This is a genomic window from Pseudomonas sp. HLMP, assembly GCF_046365545.1.
Taxonomy (GTDB): domain Bacteria; phylum Pseudomonadota; class Gammaproteobacteria; order Pseudomonadales; family Pseudomonadaceae; genus Aquipseudomonas; species Aquipseudomonas guariconensis_B.
Map to the genome: position 1 here is coordinate 2,600,601 of NZ_JBDLLR010000001.1, position 17,970 is coordinate 2,618,570.

The 17,970-nt window shown below is 66.9% G+C and carries 17 protein-coding genes; 6 read left to right on the plus strand and 11 right to left on the minus strand.

Annotated elements, in window-relative coordinates:
- Positions 1-172: 172 nt before the first annotated feature.
- The 7 genes from ABFA30_RS12130 to ABFA30_RS12160 form a co-directional block, all read right to left on the minus strand.
- Positions 173-553 (minus strand): DUF2195 family protein, encoded by a 381-nt coding sequence (locus ABFA30_RS12130; protein ID WP_225789161.1) that lies wholly within the window; start codon positions 551-553, stop codon positions 173-175.
- Between the two features lie 201 nt (positions 554-754).
- Positions 755-1,138 (minus strand): RidA family protein, encoded by a 384-nt coding sequence (locus tag ABFA30_RS12135; protein ID WP_225789162.1) that lies wholly within the window; start codon positions 1,136-1,138, stop codon positions 755-757.
- Positions 1,139-1,171: 33 nt separating this feature from the next.
- A complete protein-coding gene (locus ABFA30_RS12140) occupies positions 1,172-1,861 on the minus strand; it encodes a DUF3726 domain-containing protein (protein ID WP_253168078.1) in 690 nt (229 codons plus the stop codon).
- Between the two features lie 2 nt (positions 1,862-1,863).
- A complete protein-coding gene (locus ABFA30_RS12145) occupies positions 1,864-3,558 on the minus strand; it encodes a hypothetical protein (RefSeq protein WP_410045488.1) in 1,695 nt (564 codons plus the stop codon).
- A gap of 26 nt (positions 3,559-3,584) precedes the next feature.
- Positions 3,585-5,135 carry a BCCT family transporter gene (locus ABFA30_RS12150; RefSeq protein WP_253091042.1) on the minus strand — a complete coding sequence of 517 codons (1,551 nt, stop codon included), beginning with the start codon at positions 5,133-5,135 and terminating at the stop codon, positions 3,585-3,587.
- Positions 5,136-5,190: 55 nt separating this feature from the next.
- Positions 5,191-6,177, minus strand: coding sequence for a dipeptidase (locus ABFA30_RS12155; protein WP_253081539.1), 987 nt, complete (start codon positions 6,175-6,177; stop codon positions 5,191-5,193).
- Positions 6,178-6,190: 13 nt separating this feature from the next.
- Entirely contained in the window at positions 6,191-7,633 is a 1,443-nt protein-coding gene (locus tag ABFA30_RS12160; protein ID WP_253101544.1) for an aldehyde dehydrogenase family protein, read from the minus strand.
- Between the two features lie 93 nt (positions 7,634-7,726).
- On the opposite strand from ABFA30_RS12160, the gene ABFA30_RS12165 reads away from it, so the two are divergent.
- The 3 genes from ABFA30_RS12165 to nudC all read left to right on the plus strand — a co-directional run bounded on the left by ABFA30_RS12165 (position 7,727) and on the right by nudC (position 10,405).
- A complete protein-coding gene (locus tag ABFA30_RS12165) occupies positions 7,727-8,620 on the plus strand; it encodes a LysR family transcriptional regulator (RefSeq protein ID WP_225789168.1) in 894 nt (297 codons plus the stop codon).
- A 108-nt stretch (positions 8,621-8,728) separates the two neighbouring features.
- A complete protein-coding gene (locus tag ABFA30_RS12170) occupies positions 8,729-9,541 on the plus strand; it encodes a crotonase/enoyl-CoA hydratase family protein (protein ID WP_225789169.1) in 813 nt (270 codons plus the stop codon).
- A gap of 33 nt (positions 9,542-9,574) precedes the next feature.
- Entirely contained in the window at positions 9,575-10,405 is an 831-nt protein-coding gene (gene nudC / locus ABFA30_RS12175; protein WP_368815866.1) for an NAD(+) diphosphatase, read from the plus strand.
- A gap of 48 nt (positions 10,406-10,453) precedes the next feature.
- On the opposite strand, the gene ABFA30_RS12180 is transcribed toward nudC, so the two are convergent.
- The 4 genes from ABFA30_RS12180 to ABFA30_RS12195 form a co-directional block, all read right to left on the minus strand.
- Positions 10,454-11,227 carry a TSUP family transporter gene (locus tag ABFA30_RS12180; protein WP_225789171.1) on the minus strand — a complete coding sequence of 258 codons (774 nt, stop codon included), beginning with the start codon at positions 11,225-11,227 and terminating at the stop codon, positions 10,454-10,456.
- 175 nt (positions 11,228-11,402) lie between these two features.
- Complete coding sequence (locus ABFA30_RS12185; RefSeq protein ID WP_410045489.1) at positions 11,403-12,755, minus strand: glutamine synthetase family protein; 1,353 nt, start codon at positions 12,753-12,755, stop codon at positions 11,403-11,405.
- A gap of 9 nt (positions 12,756-12,764) precedes the next feature.
- Entirely contained in the window at positions 12,765-13,337 is a 573-nt protein-coding gene (locus ABFA30_RS12190) for a helix-turn-helix domain-containing protein (protein ID WP_410045490.1), read from the minus strand.
- Entirely contained in the window at positions 13,330-14,619 is a 1,290-nt protein-coding gene (locus ABFA30_RS12195) for an NAD(P)/FAD-dependent oxidoreductase (protein WP_410045491.1), read from the minus strand. The genes ABFA30_RS12190 and ABFA30_RS12195 overlap by 8 nt, the downstream gene beginning before the upstream one ends.
- Positions 14,620-14,776: 157 nt before the next feature.
- Between ABFA30_RS12195 and ABFA30_RS12200 the strand changes: the two genes are divergently transcribed.
- The 3 genes from ABFA30_RS12200 to ABFA30_RS12210 all read left to right on the plus strand — a co-directional run bounded on the left by ABFA30_RS12200 (position 14,777) and on the right by ABFA30_RS12210 (position 17,965).
- Positions 14,777-15,664, plus strand: coding sequence for a LysR substrate-binding domain-containing protein (locus ABFA30_RS12200; protein WP_410045492.1), 888 nt, complete (start codon positions 14,777-14,779; stop codon positions 15,662-15,664).
- A gap of 94 nt (positions 15,665-15,758) precedes the next feature.
- Entirely contained in the window at positions 15,759-16,871 is a 1,113-nt protein-coding gene (gene aguA, locus ABFA30_RS12205; RefSeq protein ID WP_225789175.1) for an agmatine deiminase, read from the plus strand.
- Complete coding sequence (locus ABFA30_RS12210; protein WP_410045493.1) at positions 16,868-17,965, plus strand: extracellular solute-binding protein; 1,098 nt, start codon at positions 16,868-16,870, stop codon at positions 17,963-17,965. The genes aguA and ABFA30_RS12210 overlap by 4 nt, the downstream gene beginning before the upstream one ends.
- Positions 17,966-17,970: the final 5 nt, after the last annotated feature.

The following is a 17,970-nucleotide window of genomic DNA, read 5'->3' on the forward strand; positions in this document are numbered from 1 at the left end:
TTAGGTCCGGATGTGTTGTATTTCGAATGTTCGGCGGGGGAGGGCGTTGCCGAGGCAGCGGGCGTCTTCGATATTGGCTGTTCTGGGCCGCTACGCGGCCATCGCCGGCAAGCCGGCTCCCATGGCGAGTCGATTACGGGTGCCTCACTCCACCACTGGATTGGGTTCGGGCTCAGTCAGGCGCCCTGCACCCCAGCGTCACTTCGATTTCCCGGCCAGCAGCCAACCGGGCATCCGCCACCAACATCAGCGTGCGGGCGCCTGCATGGCGACTGTCGAGCAGGCCTTCCTGGAGGATGAACGAAGTGGCGCCGGCCCCCGTGGCCAGCAGGCGATAACGGATCAGTGCCGAAGTGCAGCCACACTCGCCGGTGGAGCGTCTGGCTTCCAGGGTGAGCGGCAGTAGTACTTGCCCTTGCGCTGTGCGCGGGGGGGCGAGGTGAGCGGCGAGACAGGTGGAGAGGGTATTGTCGAGGGTCGGCGCGCCAGCCAGGGCGCCAGCGAGCGGGGCGGCCAGGCATAGGCTGCCGAGGCGCAGGGCTCTGGCATCCATGGTGGTGTTCCGGTGTAAGGGGCAGTCCTTCAAGGTGTCCTGAAGTAATGGGCTGTTGGGCTGCTTCGCAGCCCTTTCGCGACACAAGGCCGCTCCCACAGGGGGCGTTGCCCTTTCAGTCCCTGTTCTCTGCGCAAAGCGCCCCCTGAAGTGTAGAGCAGCGCCGGGCTTATGAGCGGCTCCAGCATTGTCGTCAGGGCATCACGCCTGCAACGGCAGGCAGGCGTAGACCACCAGTTCCACCAGCATTTCCTCGCGTGCCAGCCCTGCCACCACGACCGCGGCGCGGTTGGGGAAGGGCGCTTGGAAGTATTGCGCGTACACGGCATTGACCGTTGCCAGGTAACTGCGGTCGGTGACGTAGATCAGTACCTGGGTCACGGCATCCAGCGAGCTGCCCGCAGCCTCGAGGGTATGGCGCAGGTTGTCCAGCGTCTGGCGCGCCTGGGCTTCGATGCCGCCGGCGACCACCTGACCCTGGGCATCGATGGGGATCTGCGCGGTGTAGAGCGTGCCGTTGCCGACGACGGCCCACTCCAGCGGGGCTTTGGACGCGAACAGGTCGGTCTTGATGGCGTATTTCATGAGTGTGTTCCTGGGGGGATGGGAGGGGGCTTGTCAATCGGCGTCGCTGCCGCCTCCAGCACCGTGCCGGCGCGAGGCTTCGGTGCTTTCGACGAGGATGTGCCCGGCCAGTTGCTTGAGCCGCTGCCAGGTGTGCTCGCTGACGCTGAAGCCTTGGTTGAGCGCGGCCTGCGCGCAGGCGACTCGCTGGGAGCAGTTGGCCGGGCGGCTGAAGGTGACGGTGATGCTCTGTTCGATGCACTCGGCTGTCGACGGCAGCTCGTGCAGGTCAGGGTGGCTGTCGAGCGCGGCGAAGGTGGCGATGTGCAACTGACGGGCATCGCTCCAACGGGCCTGGACCTCCAGGCCGAGCTCGGCGGCCCGGCACAGGTAGCCAAGCAACAGCAGGCGGTTGTGGCAGTGGTGGATCCGCAGCACCGCCTGGCCTGTGCGCAGCGCCTTGGCCAGGGCCAGCTCCACCACGGTCGCGGCGCAGCGCAGCACACTCTGGCCACGAGCATCGATCACCAGCAGGGCGCTGTCTTCATAGCTCAGGGCAAAGGGCTGGTCGGCTTCGTTGCGCAGGTAGTCCAAGGCCTTTTCCAGCGTCGCGACGCCATCGAGCCCCTGCAATTGCAGCCAGCCGACCATGTCGGCCGCGTCCTCGCAATCGCCGGCGGCAAAACCCATGCCTTCGAAGGCCTTGCGGCACATCACCTGGATTTCGTTGAGGGATACGCGCATGGTCAGTGATCTCCGTCCGGCATGACCGCAAAGTTCCAGTCGTCTGCGAATGGCTGGCCGATTTCGCTCACCAGCGGCGCCCCCTGGAACAGCGTGATGCGCACCCAGCGGCTCGACTTGGGGTCGAACTTGCCAGCACCGAAGAACGCCAGTTTGCAGCGCAGCAGGTGGATCGGCAGCATGTCGCGGGCCAGCAGGTTGGCGCGGATCTCGCCATAGCTGCGTAGCGCCATGCCCTGCAGGCGGCGTACCGTGCCCTTGAACGCCGGCTGGGCGATCAGAAAGTGCGCAGTCAGCGTATCGGGGTGGGCGTGCAGGTGATCGACCAGTGCGGCGTGGCACTGCTGGATGTTGCGGGCGATGCCCAGTTGCATTTCCTTCTCGGCGCCCGGTTCCTCGACGCGCATGCCCAGGCGGGGCTCTTCCTTGTCTGCGGAGCGGTACCAGAAGAAGTGCTCGGCGTCGGCATCGCTGAAGTCGTAGGCCAGCGCCCAGCCGTAGTGGCTTTCGATCAGCTTGCGCAGGTGCGCCAGGGGCATTTGTGCGTCCAGGCGCCAACCTTCGACCACGCCCATCTGCTCGGCCAGCGGTAGCACCTGCTCGGGGTACAGCTCCAGCAACAGGCTGACCAGCAACTCCTGGCAGCCGACGCTCGCGTGCGCTTCGCTCCAGGCCAGCAGGCGTGCCCAGAGGTCGTTGCCGGTGGGCTGGCGATCGAGCCACTCGGCCAGGGGCGCGAGGTCGGCCAGGGTCTGCTGGTCCCGCGCGTGCTGGCGCAGGTCTTCGGTATGGCTCTGCTGCAGGTGCAGGCGTGCCCGCGCCAGCAGGTCATGCAGACGCTGCATGTGGACCGGGTCGGCTGCTTGCGCGAGCACCCGGGCCAGAGCGGTTTCCCGTGCCCAGACCCACTGGTCGACCAGTTGCGGGTGGTTGAGCAGAAATGGCGCCATGCCCAGCCCGGTGGAGTTGCCGACCCCCAGGTAGCGTTGCAGCGCCGGGGCCAGTCTCACCGCACGCCGTGGGTTGCGTGCCCGCGCCATGTGTTCGATCTGTTCGATGCTGAAGTGCCGCAGCAGGTACACGGTGAACATCTGTGCCGCGAAGGGCTGGCTGAAGTCCTCGTTGCCATGCAGGCAGCCGAAGTCGGCGATGCCGAACTTGCCGTTGCCATAGACGGCGGTGGTGCGATACAGGTAGCCGACTTCGGCCAGTTGCCGCGGGTCGGGCTGCTGGCCTTCGGCCAGGGCCGCGAGGAAGCGGTCGAAGTTGCGCAGGCTGCGGTTGGCGCGCGACAGCACCAGCACACGGGCGTCGAAGCGGCCGGCTTCCTGCAGGGGTACGTTGCGCTGCAGGTCGGCCAGTTGCGCCTCGTCGACGTCCCCGGCCAGCAGCACGAAACTCACGTCCCATTGGTCGGCGATCACCCGGTCGCTGCGTTTTTCCGGCGGCAGGTAGGCCGAGAAGATCACGCAGTGGTAGTGCGCATTCGGCGTGTCGATGCGGTAGATGACGGTGCCGAAACCTTCGCCATCGAGGTCGAAACGGCTGCGCTGGATGCGCCAGCCTTGGTTCATCATCCGGCGCATGCTGCTGCGCACGAAGCTCAAGGGGCTCTGGAAGTGGCTGCCCAGCCGGGCCAGGTCCATGACCTGGCTGGCGGGGCGCAGCGCGTGCGCTGCGAACAGGGTGTTGGACATTGTTAGGGTTCCTGGATGCATCATGTTCAGAGGCCTTGTGCGTGGGCCATGTGCCGGGCGATGCGCACGGCATCCCACAGCGCCGGCAGGATCAGCAGCGACACCGGCACCGCGGTGATGACGATGAAGGACTGCAGGGCCGTCACGCCGCCTGCGCCGATGGTGATCAGCACCACGGCCGCCAGGCCCATGCCGATGGCCCAGAAACCGCGCAGCCATTTCTTCGGCTTGTCGCTGCTGGACATCGCCAGTGCCACGGTGAAGGCCATGGCGTCGCCGTTGGTGGCCACCGAGATGAAACTCAGGAACAGGAACAGCGCACTGACCAGGCCACCCAGGGGCAGGTTCTGCGTCACGCCCAGCAGCAGGTCTTCGGGCTGGCTGCCATGGGCGGTGACGATACCCGGGGTCTGCAGCTCCAGGCCGATGCCGCTGCCGCCGACCACGGTGAACCAGAACATGGTCACCAGCGGGGCAACGATCGACAGCGTCATGATGATCTCGCGAATGGTGCGGCCCCGGGAGATCCGCGCGACGTACAGCGCGACCATGGGGGCATAGCCGATGAACCAGCCCCAGAAGAACACCGTCCACCAATCCAGCCACTTGGGGTCGGCACGGAACAGGGTCATCGGCAGGAAGTGCTCCACGTGCAGGGCCAGGGCCGAGGGGAAGCTGCCGAGGATGAACAGGGTGGGGCCGAACGCCACCATGAACACCGCGAGCCCGAGCATCAGCCAGACGTTGATCTCGCTGACGAAACGGATGCCCTTGAGCCCCACCAGGCACGAGACGGTGTACATCAGCGTCACCAGGACGATGGTGAGCGACTGGGTGAACAGGTCGTTGGGCAGGCCCCACGCCGCGTGCAGGGCGCTGCTGATTTGCAGGCCGAGGAAACCGATCGGGCCGATGGTGCCGGCGACCACGGCGATGATCGAGGTGGCGTCGGCCAGGGTGCCGATCGGGCCCCTGAGGGCGCGCTCGCCGAACAGCGGGTAGAGCAGGGTGCGGGGCGCCAGCGGCAGGCCCTTGTCGTAGTGCAGGTGCATCAGCACGATCGCCAGCAGGCTGCCGAGCACCGCCCAGGCGAGGAAGCCCCAGTGCACGAAGGACTGTGCCAGCGCCGCCGTGGCCGCCGCCTCGCTGTGCGGCTGCACGCCGGCGAACAGGGGGGGCGGGCTGGCGAAGTGCATCAGCGGTTCGGCCGCAGCCCAGAAGGCGCCGCCGCCTGCCAGCAGTGCGCACATGATCACCGCGATCCAGTTGAAGGTGCTGATGTCCGGGCGTTGTTCGACGCCGCCCAGGCGCACGCGCCCATATTTCGAGAAACCGATGCCCAGGCTGACCACGAAGGTCACCAGCATCAGCACCTGCCAGTACAGGCCGAAGGCCTTGGTCGACCAGGCGAACAGGGTATCGACCAGTGCCGATACCGCGTCGATGTCGACCAGCGCCGCGACCAGGAACGCCGCGAGGAAACCGCCGCTGATCAAGAACAGCGGCCAGTCGATATCCCGGGCGAGCGGCAGGCGCATGGCCTGGCCGTCCGCTGGCAGGGTGGTTGGGTTTTTCATGAAGCCTCCGGAACCTGCGTTGTTGTTATTGTTCAAGCTGTCCGTGCGGGGAGATTCAGGCCTGCGCCGTGGTGGCGGTTTCCAGCAGGCGCAACCAGTTCAGGCCCATGATCTGGCGCACCTCGTCCTCGGCGAAGCCTCGGGCGCGCAGGCCTTGGGCGATGTTGGGGAAGTCGCGGCTGTCACGGAACCACTGCAGCGGTGCCGGCCAGTTGGCGTTGTCCTTCGAGCCTTCGCCGTAGTCCTTTTCCTTGCTCCAGCGCCCGTTGCGCATCCATTCGAGCACCGACAGCGGTTGCGCCTGGCACAGGTCGGTGCCGATGCCGATGTGCTCGACCCCCATCAGGTCGGCGGTGCTGGCGATCATGTCGCAGAAGCTTTCCAGGCTGCAGGCCGAGGCGCCCTTGAGGTGGAAGGGGTAGGTGCTGAAGCCCAGCAGGCCACCGGACTCGGCGATACCGCGCAGCACCGCATCGGACTTGTTGCGCTTGGCGGCATGGAAGCTCGACGGGTTGGCGTGGGAGACGATCACCGGCCGGCTCGACAGCTCGATGGCTTCCAGGGTGCTGCGTTCGGCGCTGTGCGACATGTCGATCAGCATGCCGACCCGGTTCATCTCGGCGATGACCTGGCGGCCGAAGCGGCTGATGCCGTTGTCTTCACGCTCGTAGCAACCACTGGCCAGCAGGCTCTGGTTGTTGTAGGTGAGCTGCATGACGAACACCCCCAGCTGGCGGAAGATCTCCACCAGGGCGATGTCGTCCTCGATCGGCGAGCAGTTCTGGAAGCCGAAGAAGATCCCCACCCGGCCTTCTTCGTGGGCCAGGCGGATATCGCTGGCCGTGCGTACCGGGCGGATCAGCTGTGGCCAGGTTTCGAAGCGGCGGTTCCACTCGCCGAGGCGCGAGAGGGTTTCGCGAGCGTTCTCGTGGTAGGCGATGGTGGCGTGCACCGCGCTCAGGCCACCGGCTTGCATCTGCTGGAATATTTCCGGGCTCCAGTTGGAGTACTGCAGGCCGTCGATCATCAGTAGGTCGTGCATGGCGCGTGCTCCTTCAAGGCCGCAGGTAGGTGGTCTTGACCACGGTGTAGAAGTCGCGGGCGTACTGCCCCTGTTCGCGCGGGCCGAAGCTGGAGGCTTTGCGGCCGCCGAAGGGCACGTGGTAGTCGGTGCCGGCGGTGGGCAGGTTGACCATCACGCAGCCGGTCTGGGCGCGGCGGCGGAACTCGGTGGCGTGGCGCAACGACTGGGTGACGATGCCGGCGGTCAGGCCGTACGGGGTGTCGTTGAGCGTGGCCAGGGCGTCCTCGAAATCGCCCACGCGGATCACGCAGGCGATGGGGCCGAACACTTCCTCGCGGTTGATGCGCATGTCATTGCGGCTGTCAACGAATAGCGCCGGGCGCATGTAGTAGCCGTCGGTCTCCAGTTGCAGCCGTTCGCCGCCTTCGATCAGCGTGGCGCCTTCGGCCTGGGCCAGGCGAAGGTAGCCCAGGTTCTGCTCCAACTGGCGGGCGTCGGCCACCGGGCCGATCTGCACGCCGGCCTGCAGGGCGTGGCCGACCTTGAGCTGGCGCATGCGCAGGCGCAGGGCCTCGACGAAGCGGTCGTGGATACCCTCGCAGACGATCAGCCGCGAGGAGGCCGTGCATTTTTGTCCCGTGCCGAAGAACGCACCGTTGAGCGCGCACTCCACCGCCAGGTCGAGGTCGGCGTCGTCCATCACCACCAGGGCATTCTTGCTGCCCATCTCCAGTTGGCAGCGCACCAGGTTGCCGGCGGTGGCGACCGCGACGCGGCGGCCGGTTTCCAGCGAGCCGGTGAAGGTCAGGGCGTCGATCTCCGGCGAGTTCACCAGGGTTTCGCCGACATTGGCGCCGCTGCCCATGATCAGGTTGAAGGTGCCGGCGGGCAGGCCCTGGCGGCTGATGATCTCGGTCAGCGCCCAGGCGCTGGCCGGTACCAGGTTGGCCGGCTTGAACACCACGGCGTTGCCGAAGGCCAGGGCCGGGGCGATCTTCCAGGCGGCGGTGGCCATGGGGAAGTTCCAGGGGGTGATGATGCCCACCACGCCTACCGGTTCGCGGTGCACCTCGATGTCGATACCGGCGCGCACGGAAGCGGCGGTCTCGCCCATCTGGCGCAGCACTTCGGCGGCGTAGTAGTGGAAGAACTGGCCGCTGCGGTTGACCTCGCCAATGCCTTCGGCCAGGGGCTTGCCCTCTTCACGGGAGAGCAGCTCGCCGAGTTCGTCCTTGCGGGCGATCAGTTCGTCGCCGATGGCCATCAGCACCTGCTGGCGGGCTTCGAGGCCGCTGGCGGCCCACTGCGGTTGCGCGGCGCGGGCGGCCTGGATGGCCTGGCGGGCCTGTTCGGCGCTGGCCTGGTGGTATTGGCCGATCAGGTCGCGGGTATCCGAAGGGCTGTGGTTGGCCAGCGTGGACTGGCCTTCGCACCATTGGCCATCGATGTAGTTCTTGTAGGGAGTGAGTGACATTGAGAAGCCTCCGTTTGCCTGGCTCTCATCTTGCGAGCAATATGGCGCAAATAAAAATTAATAAAAAAAATGATTCGATAAGGAACGCTAACCATGTTGCCCGAGCTGAAGATCGCCCAGTTGCGCTATTTCCTGTGGGTCGCGGAGCTCAAGAGCTTCCACGCTGCCGCCCGCCAGGCCTACCGCACCCAGCCGGCGGTATCGCTGGCGGTGCGCGAGCTGGAGCAGAAGCTGGGCCAGGCGCTGGTCGAGAAGGGCGGCGGGCGGGTCGAGCTGACGCCTTTTGGCGAGCATTGCCTGCCGTTGTTCCGTGGCCTGGTCGAGCACCACGACCGCATCGCTCGCGAGGCCACCTTGCTGGCTCGGCACGAGATCGGCCAGGTGAGCATCGCCACCGTGCCTTCGGTGGCCAGCCGGCTGCTGCCGGGGCCCCTGGGGCGCTTCGTGGCCGAGCACCCGAACGTGCAGGTGAGCATCCAGGACGGCAGCGCCGACAGCGTGCAGCAACTGCTGGCCCAGGGGCAGGTGGACTTCGTCATCAGCAGCATGTGGATGGCCGATGAGCAGGTCGAGTTCGTGCCGATCCTCAACGACCAGGTGGGGGTGGTGTGCCGCAGCGACCATCCCCTGGTGCAGGGCGGCGGGACGTTGCACTGGTCGCAGTTGCAGGGGGTGCCGATCATCCGCAACGGCACCTCGCGGCTGCTGGAGGGCACCGAGGCCGAGTGCCTGCTGGCGCACAGCCGGTTGTTCGTCTCCAACATGATTTCGCTGATCGCGATGCTGGAGGAGGGCGTGGGGATCAGCACGCTGCCGTACCTGGCGTTCCCGCTGGAGAACGAAAAGCTCGCCTTCCTGCCGCTGGCCGAGCCGAAGGTGGAGCGCCAGATCGGCATGCTGACGCGCAAGGGGCGCAGCCTGTCGCCTGCGGCCGAGGCGTTGATGACGTTCTTGCGGGCGCAGTTGCCCAAGGCGGGGGATCGGTAGGGGCGGTTCATTCATGGGGGCCAGGAGTCCCGCTTTTGGCACATGTGCAGCCTTGCGGGTGGGTTATAGTCCGGCGATGTGAACCCTTCCCCCGCTGGAGTACCGCCCGTGACCGAATACACCGCGTTCAAGGTCGAACTGACCGACAACATTGCCCATGTGCAGATCAACCGCCCGGAGAAGATCAATGCGATGAACGCGGCCTTCTGGGAGGAGATCGTCGCCATCTTCCAGTGGATCGACGACACCGATGCGGTGCGCGCGGTGGTGCTCAGCGGCGCTGGCAAGCACTTCTCCTCGGGCATCGACCTGATGATGCTGGCCTCGCTGGCGGGCCAGATGGGCAAGGATGTCGGCCGCAACGCCCGCCTGTTGCGCCGTACCATCCTGCGCCTGCAGGCGTCGTTCAATGCCGTGGACAATTGCCGCAAGCCGGTGCTGGCGGCGATCCAGGGCTATTGCATCGGTGGCGCCATCGACCTGGTGTCGGCCTGCGACATGCGCTATTGCAGCGCGGACGCGCAGTTCTCGATCAAGGAGATCGACATGGGCATGGCCGCCGATGTCGGCACCTTGCAGCGTTTGCCGCGCATCATCGGTGACGGCATGCTGCGCGAACTGGCCTTCACCGGACGCACGATCGATGCCCAGGAGGCCCTGCGCATCGGCCTGGTCAATCGGGTCCATGACGACCAGGCGGCGCTGCTCGATGCAGTCTTTGCCATCGCCAGGGAAATTGCAGGAAAATCCCCCATTGCCGTGGCCGGCACCAAGGAGATGCTCAGCTACATGCGCGACCATCGCATCGACGATGGCCTGGAGTACATCGCCACCTGGAATGCCGCCATGCTGCAGTCCGAGGACCTGCGGGTCGCCGTGGCGGCCCACATGAGCAAACAGAAACCGACGTTCGCTGACTGACCTGGCCAGCGGGCGCCAGCAAGGAACCCGAACATGTCAGCACGCTGGACTACCGCAGTACTCGACCCGCAGATCGTCGGAGGCTGGGCCGTGGCCCGCAGCCCGCAGGGGTTCCTGGTGGACGCCAACGGTGCGCTGTTCCCCCGTGACTGGCTGGCGCGCCAGGACTTGGACGTGCTCTGCGAGCATGGCATCGGCCACTTCGATGGCCAGCCGGTGTTCCTCCTCGAGCTGCGCGCCGCCACCGACCTGCCGGGCTGCAGTTGGCGCGGCCTGCGCCAGTTCATGCTGGAGGGCGACGCCGACACCTACAGGGTCCTCGGCTACGCGGCGCAGATCGGTACCTGGGCCCGCGAACACCGCTTCTGTGGCAGTTGCGGCCAGCCCATGGCGCAGATCCGCTGGGAGCGCGCCATGTATTGCCAGGCCTGCGACCTGCGCAGCTACCCGCGCATCTCGCCGAGCATGATCGTGCTGATCACCCGCGGCGACGAAATCCTCCTGGCCCGCTCGCCGCGCTTCGTCACCGGCGTCTACAGCACCCTGGCGGGCTTTGCCGAGCCGGGCGAGTCGGCCGAGCAGTGCCTGGTGCGCGAAGTGCTGGAGGAAGTGGCGGTGCAGGTGAAGAACATCCAGTACGTGGGCAGCCAGTGCTGGCCGTTCCCGCACTCGATGATGCTGGGCTTCCATGCCGAGTACGCCAGTGGCGAGATCGTCATGCAGCCGGACGAGATCGAGGATGCCAAGTGGTTCAGCGTGCATGACTTGCCGCCACTGCCGGCCGGGCGTTCCATCGCCCGCTACCTGATCGACCTCTATGTGGCGCGTCGGTTGGGCCAGCAGGAGCCGGCATTCCCGGCCTAGGTCCGTAGCAAATGCCGCGAAGCACTCCAACGCTCCGCAAACACTGCGCTATCCGACCCAGTGCTGCCATACCAGGCGCACGGTCAGCGCCAGCACCACGGCGATGAACACCGGGCGGATGAACTTGCTGCCCCCGCTGATCGCCGTGCGTGCGCCAAAAAAAGCACCGACCATCACCGACAGGCCCATGGCCAGGCCAACGATATAGTCCACCTGCCCGGACAGGATGAACACCGTCAGCGCCGCGATGTTGCTGACGAAGTTCATGCTGCGCGCCACGCCGCTGGCGCGCACCAAGTCGATGGGGTAGAGCAGCAGCGTGCTCACCGTCCAGAACGCCCCGGTGCCGGGGCCGGCCACGCCGTCGTAGAAGCCCAGGCTCAAGCCCTGGGGGAACTGCCAGGTCTTCTTGATCGGTACATCGGCATCCAGCGGTGCCTTGGGCGTGCCGCCGAACAGCAGGTAGATGCCACAGGCGAACACGATCACCGGGAGCATCTTGTTCAGCCAGTCGGCGGGCATGATGTGCGCGACCACCGCACCGAGCAACGCACCGACCAGGGTCCCCAGCAGCGCCGGGCGCCATTGGGCCGGGTGGAACAACTTGCGTCGGTAGTAGGTGAAGCCGGCCGTGGCCGAGCCGAAGGTGGAACTGAGCTTGTTGGTGCCCAGCACCAGATGGGGCGGCATGCCGGCGGTGAGCAGCGCCGGGGTGGTGAGCAGGCCGCCACCGCCGGCGATGGCGTCGATGAAACCGGCGACGAAGGCGACTGCGGCGAGGATCAGCAGGGTAAGGGGTTCTACGGTGAGTTCGAAGGGCATGGGGCTTTGGCAGGCTGGGAGGCGGGGTGCGGCAAACGGCCGCGCTAGAGGCCGTACATGGTAATCCTCGGGAGGAGGGGTTGCCAGTCATGCCTTTGGGTTATGTGCCGGCGGTGTCCGGCCCTTTCGCGGGCTTGCCGTAACGCCGGACCGCCGCGAAAGGGGCGAGCGGGCATCAGAGGAACCAGCGATACTCCCGCGCACTGACCTCGTGCATGAACGCCAGGTGATCCTGGCGCTTGTTCTCGCAATACACCATCACGAACTCTTCCCCAAGCCCCTCGTTCACCGCCGGATGCCCGCGCATTGCCGCTACCGCGCCGAGCATGTCCCGGGGAAAATCGATCCCGCTGCCGCGATCCTCGTTGAGCGGCGCGATCGGTTCCAGCGCGGCCTGCAGCCCATGCTCCATGCCGCAGAGGATCGCCGCCAGCACCAGGTACGGGTTGGCATCGGCCCCCGCCAGGCGGTGCTCGATGCGCAGGTTGCGCGTATCCGACTCGGGAATGCGGATGCACGCATCGCGGTCTTCGAAGCCCCAGCTGGCGCGGCTGGCGGCATTGACCATGGCGCCGTAGCGGCGAAAAGCATTGTGGTTGGCGGCGAACACCGGCATGCAGTGCGGCAGCAGCGCCAGGCAGCCGGCCACCGCATGGCGCAGCGGGCGCTGCTCGTCGGCGGCCAGCAGGTTGTTGCCGGCGTTGTCGTAGAGGCTGACGTGCACGTGCATGCCGCTGCCGGGCGCGTCCAGGTAGGGCTTGCTCATGAACGAGGCGCGCAGCCCATGCTTGAGCGCCACGCCGCGGGTGCTGCGGCAGAACAGGGCGGCCCAGTCGGCGGCGCGCAGGCCGTCGTCGCAATGGCCGAAGTTGATCTCGAACTGCCCCGGGCCCAGCTCGGCGGTGATCACGTTGGCGTCCACGCCTTGCGCGTTGGCGGTCTCGACCATGTCCCGCAGCACGTCGCAGAAGCGCGAGAGGCGCTCGATATGCATGTTGGGCTGGTCGTCGGCATCGCCGCTGAGCGGGTCGCGAGGGAAGCAGGGTAGGCCCTCCTTGAGCGCGCGGTCGAACAGGTAGAACTCCAGCTCGAACGCCACCACCGGGCGGATACCGCGCCGTTCGAGGCGTTGCAGCACGCGGGCGAGCACTTCCCGTGGCTCGAACTCGATGGGCGCGGCGGTACCGTCGGAGGTGACCAGCATCTGCCCCAGCGGCTCGCGCTCCCAGGTCACCGGCTTGAGCGTACCCGGCACCAGGCGCCGCAGGGCGTCCGGGTCGCCATCATTGAAGCAGTAGTCGCCGATGGGGAACAGCCCGCCCTGGACGCCCAGCAGCACGCAGTTCTGCGGCAGTTTCAGGGGGCTGCCGGCGGCGACCTTCTCGAGCATGTCCACAGGGTAGCGCTTGCCATAGAAGTGCCCGGGGATGTCCAGGCTGATCAGGTCCACATGGCGCACCTGTGGATGGCGGGCGCGGAAGGCGCGAACTTCGCTGAGCAGGTCGGGAAAGCTTGTTGTCGTTGTCATGCTGTGCTCTCAACGGAATACCCAGAGGACGCGGGTCGTCTGGTCGGTCAGGTTGGCGTAGCGGAACTGGCTGTGCGGCGGGAGCTGGAAGCTGTCGTTGGGGCCGAGGGTGACGGGGGCGTCATGCCCTTCGAGCCACAGGGTCAGTTGGCCTTCCAGGATGAAACCGCCTTGTTCGGCGCTGTCGTCCAGATGGCCCTCGCCGCTGCTGGCGCCGGGCGCCAGGTGGCTTTCGAGCATGGCGAAGCTGCCGGTGAGGCTGGGCGAGACCAGGACGTCGGTCACGCCCTGGGCGTAGTACAGCGTGCGTCGTTCGCCGGGGCGCGTCACCCAGCCCAGCGCCCGCGGCTTGCTGGGTTGGTAGAAGTAGGTGGTCGGTACGTGCAGGGCTTCGCTGATGGCCGTGAGGTCGGCCACGGTGGGCCTCGACAGACCACGCTCGACCTGCGAGAGAAACCCCAGCGAACGGTTGACCCGGCCGGCCAGCTCGCCCAAGGTCAGGCCGCGGTGCTTGCGCAGGTCGCGGATCAGCAGCGCCAGGCCCTGGATGTCGTCGTCGGTGTGCAGGGGCGTCTCAGACATGGTCGCGCAACCTGTACCAGGCCTTGGCCGCGGCCTCCAACGGCGCGGCCATCAGGTCGCCGCCGGGGAAACGGCCGTTGTCGATGCCGGCGTACAACGCCAACAGCTCGTCGTCGCCGAGGATCGCGTCGCTGACCGCCCGTGCGCCGGCCAGGGTCGGCAGCACACCATGGCCAGAGAAACCTTGCAGCCAGTAGCGTTGGCCCTGGCGGCCGATGTCCGGCGTGCGGTGCAGGCTGCAGTCGATGTGCCCACCCCAGGCGTAGTCGATGGCCACGCCGGCCAACTGCGGGAACACCCGCTCCAGGTAGGGGCGGGTGGCAGCGGCCACGTCCTTGGGAATGCCGCCCAGGTAGGTGCAGCCACCGCCGAACAGCAGGCGATGGTCTGGAGTCAGGCGGAAGTAGTCGGGGACGAACTGGTTGTCGATCACGCAGCTGTTGCGTGGCAGCAGCGACTGGGCCAGCGCCGCCTCCAGAGGCGCGGTGGCCACTTGGTAGGAGCCCACCGGCAGCAGCCGGCGCGAGAGGGTGCGGTCGAGGCGGTCGATGTAGGCGTTGCAGGCCAGTACCAGTACCTGGCTGCGCACTTCGCCCTGGTCGGTGCGGGCGACGAAGCCGCTGGCGCTCTCGTGGTAGTCGCGCACCTGGCTTTGCTCGAAGATTTGCCCGCCTGCCGCCTCGATCGCGCTGGCCAGGCCCTGGGCCAGTTTCAGCGGGTTGAGGTGGGCGCCGTTGGGGTCGTACAGGGCGGCCTGGTAGCGTGGGCTGTCGACCCATTCGGGCAGCTCGTCGCGGCCGATCAGGCGCAGGCAGTCGTAGCCCCATTTCTCCCGGGCTTCGTGCTGCGCCTGTTCGAGCATCTTCACGCGCCGGGCCAGCACGGCGGTCCACAGGCTGCCGATCCGGTAATCCACCTCGAAGCCGTGACGCTGGGGCAGTTCGCGCATCTCCTCGGCGGCCCAATACATGCTGTCCCACAGCCGGCGCGCCCGCTCCAGGCCCAGGGCCTTCTCCAGGGGCGGCATGTCGCAGGACCAACCCAGCAGTGCCTGGCCACCATTGCGCCCGGACGCCGCCCAGGCCACCCGACTGGCTTCCAGCAAGACCACGCGCTTGCCGGCCAGGGCCAGGCGCAGCGCGGTGTGCAGGCCGCTGAAGCCGGCGCCGACGATCAGCACGTCGGTGTCCAGAGGGCCTTGCAGGGTGGGGCGCAGGGGGATGGTCGTGGGGTAGGTCCGGGCGTAGTAGCTGGCGACGTGTTGGGCGGATTGCTTGAACATGCGGGCCTCGTGAAATTTATTGTTGTTTATTTCATGAAAAAATAGCAGATAAATTTCACAGCGCCAGTGGGGCCGGTGCAGCGGCAAAAGACTTAACGGCTCCTCGAAATAGCCCGATATGATTCGGCTCCGACTGCCATCCAGAAGGGAACCCCTCATGCGCCGCCTGCCTTCCCTGACCGCCCTGCGCACCTTCGAGTGTGCCGCCCGCCACGGCCACTTCGGCCGGGCCGCCGCCGAGCTGTGCGTGACCGACAGCGCCGTCAGCCACCAGATCCGCCAACTGGAGGATCAACTGGGCGTCGCCCTGTTCGAGCGGGTGGGCCGCCAGGTGCGCCCCAGTGCCGAGGCCGAGCGTCTGCTGCACCACCTGCAGCAGGCCTTCGAGCTGATCGGCAAGGCCTGCGACGAGCTGCGCGATCCGGCTTCCCAGGCGGTGTTGCGGGTGGCGGTCACGGCGGAGCTGGCGCAGAAATGGCTGGTGGCCCGGCTGGCCGACTTCAGCAGCCGCTACCCGCACATCACCCTGCACCTGCACGAGCAGCCGATCGACGCCGGCGCCCCGGCGATGGAGGTCGATGTCGCCATCACCTACGGCACCAGCGCCCTGGACGCCAGCACCCACTTCGTCCGGCCCTTGCCGCTGCTGCAGTTCTTCCCGGTGTGCAGCCCGGGGCTGTTCAACCAGGGCGGGCTCAAGCGTCCGCGCGACCTGGTGCGCCACTGTCTGCTGCACGACGACCAGGATGGCCGCACCTGGACCACCTGGCTGGCCACCCACGCCGACGACGCCTTGCCCACCCGCCAGTTGTACTTCCCCCATGCGGCGCTGGCCCTGGAGGCGGCGGCGCTGGGGCAGGGCGTGGCCATGGGCGACAACCTGACCTGCCAGGCCGACCTGCAGAGCGGCCGCCTGGTGCGCCCGTTCAACGCCAGCGTGACGGCCCAGGGGCAGTACGCGCTGGTCTGCGAGCGCTTGCGCCTGGAGCGCGGCGCGGTGGCCGAATTCATCGAATGGTTCATCGAACAGATCACCGAGCCCTGAATTCAATTCAACTATCGCTGAGTTTTCATCGTTGGAAGCCCGGCGCCCGGCGGCGTAGCGTGCAGTCATCACTCACCGATGACGAGGTTGACCCATGGCACGTTCGCTCACCACCACCCCGAAGGCCGATGGTTTCCGCCTGCCTGGCGAATTCGAGCGCAAGGCCGGTTGCTGGCTCGGCTGGCCGGAGCGCCCGGATGTCTGGCGCAACGGCGGCAAGCCGGCGCAGAAGGTCTGGGTCGAGATCGTCACGGCCATCGCCTCCAGCGAGCCGGTGACCGTCTGCGCCTCCGCTGCCCAGTACGCCAATGCCCGGCGCCTGCTGCCGGCCCATGTACGGGTGGTCGAGATGACCTGCAACGACACCTGGTTCCGCGACAGCGGCCCGTGCTTCGTGGTCAACGACGACAGCGGCGAGGTGCGCGGCGTGGACTTCGAGTTCAATGCCTACGGCGGCCTGGACGGTGGTCTCTACTACCCCTGGGACAAGGACGACCAGATCGCCCGCAAGATCCTCGAGATCGAGAACCTGGACCACTACCGCGCGCCGCTGATCGCTGAGCTGGGCGGTATCCAGAGCGATGGCCAGGGCAGCCTGCTGACCACCGAGCAGTGCCTGCTCAACCGCAACCGTAACGCGCACCTGGGCAAGGACGAGGTGACCCGCCGGCTACAGGACTACCTGGGCGCCGAACAGGTGATCTGGCTGCCGCGTGGCTGCAAGTTCGACGAGACCGACGGCCATGTCGACGACCTGGCTTGTTTCGTGCGCCCCGGCGAAGTGGTGCTGCAATGGACCGACGATCGCAACGACCCGCAGTGGGAGATCTACCAGCAAGCCTATGACATCCTGCGCAGCACCCGCGACAGCCGTGGCCGGGCCCTCAAGGTGCATAAGCTGCCGCAGCCGCAGGTGCTGGAATGGACGGCGGAGGAAGCCGCAGGCCTGGACCAGGTCGACGGTACCCACCTGCGCCAGGCGGGTACGCGCATCTGCGCCTCGTACATCAATTACTACGCGGGCAACTCGGCCATCGTCGTGCCGCTGTTCGGCGACCGCAACGACGCCGTGGCCCAGGCTACCCTGGCGGAACTGTTCCCCGACCATCGCATCCTCGGTATCGAGCACTCCCGGGAGATCCTGCTGGGCGGTGGCAACGTCGCCTGTATCACCATGCCGCAATACGCTGGAGGCCGCCGCCCATGAAACTGCGCAACCTGACCCTGGCGCTCGCCCTGGGCTGCACGGTGGCGGTGGCCCAGGCAGCCGACGCACAACAGCCGACCGTCAACCTGTACATCTGGGGCGAGTACCTTGCCCCGGACACCTTGGCCAACTTCGAGAAGCAGACGGGCATCCGCGTGGTCGCCGACCACTTCGACTCCCTGGAGACGGCCGAAACCAAGCTGCTGACCGGCCGTAGCGGCTACGACGTGGTGCTCAGCGCCGGCCAGCACCTGAGCCGGGCGATCGCCAGCGGTGCCCTGCAACCGCTGGACAAGAGCAAGGTGCCGCACCTGGCGGGTATCGGCGAGGAGTTCCGTCAGCACATGGCGGTGTTCGATCCGGGCAATCGCTATGCTGGCACCTATGCCTGGGGCACCACGGGGGTGGGCTTCCAGCAGGAGGCGGTGGCGGCACGCTTGCCGGATGCACCGCGTGACAGCTGGGCGATGCTGTTCGATCCGCAGGTGGTGGCGAAATTCGCCGATTGTGGGGTGAGCCTGCTCAACGACCCCAACGAGGTGTTCGCCGCGGCGATGCGCTACCTGGGGCTGGACATCAACCAGCAGCGCGTGGAGGATCTGCGGGCGGCCGAGGCGCACCTGCGCAAGATCCGCCCCTATATCCGTTATTTCGACAACGATCGCAACATCAACGACCTGGCCAACGGCGAGACGTGCGTGGCGATGTCGTGGAACGGCAACGTGGCCATCGCCCAGACGCAGGCGCAGCAGGCTGGCAAGGCCTTCAGCCTGGACTACCGCATTCCCAGCGAGGGAACGCTGATCTGGCTCGATGCGTTGGTGGTGCCCAAGGATGCGCCGCATCCCGAGGCGGCCTGGCAACTGGTCGATTACCTGATGCGGCCCGAGGTGATCGCGCCGATCACCGACACCATCCACTACGCCAATGCGATCACGGCTGCCGACGAGTTGGTGGACCCTGGGATCCGCAATGCGCCGGGGACCTACCCGCCGGCCGAGGTGCGGGCGCGGTTGTATACCAAGAACGACAATGGCAAGGCCTTCAACCGGGAGTTGACCCGGGCGTTCAGTCGGTTGAAGAGCGGGACCTAGGCTGG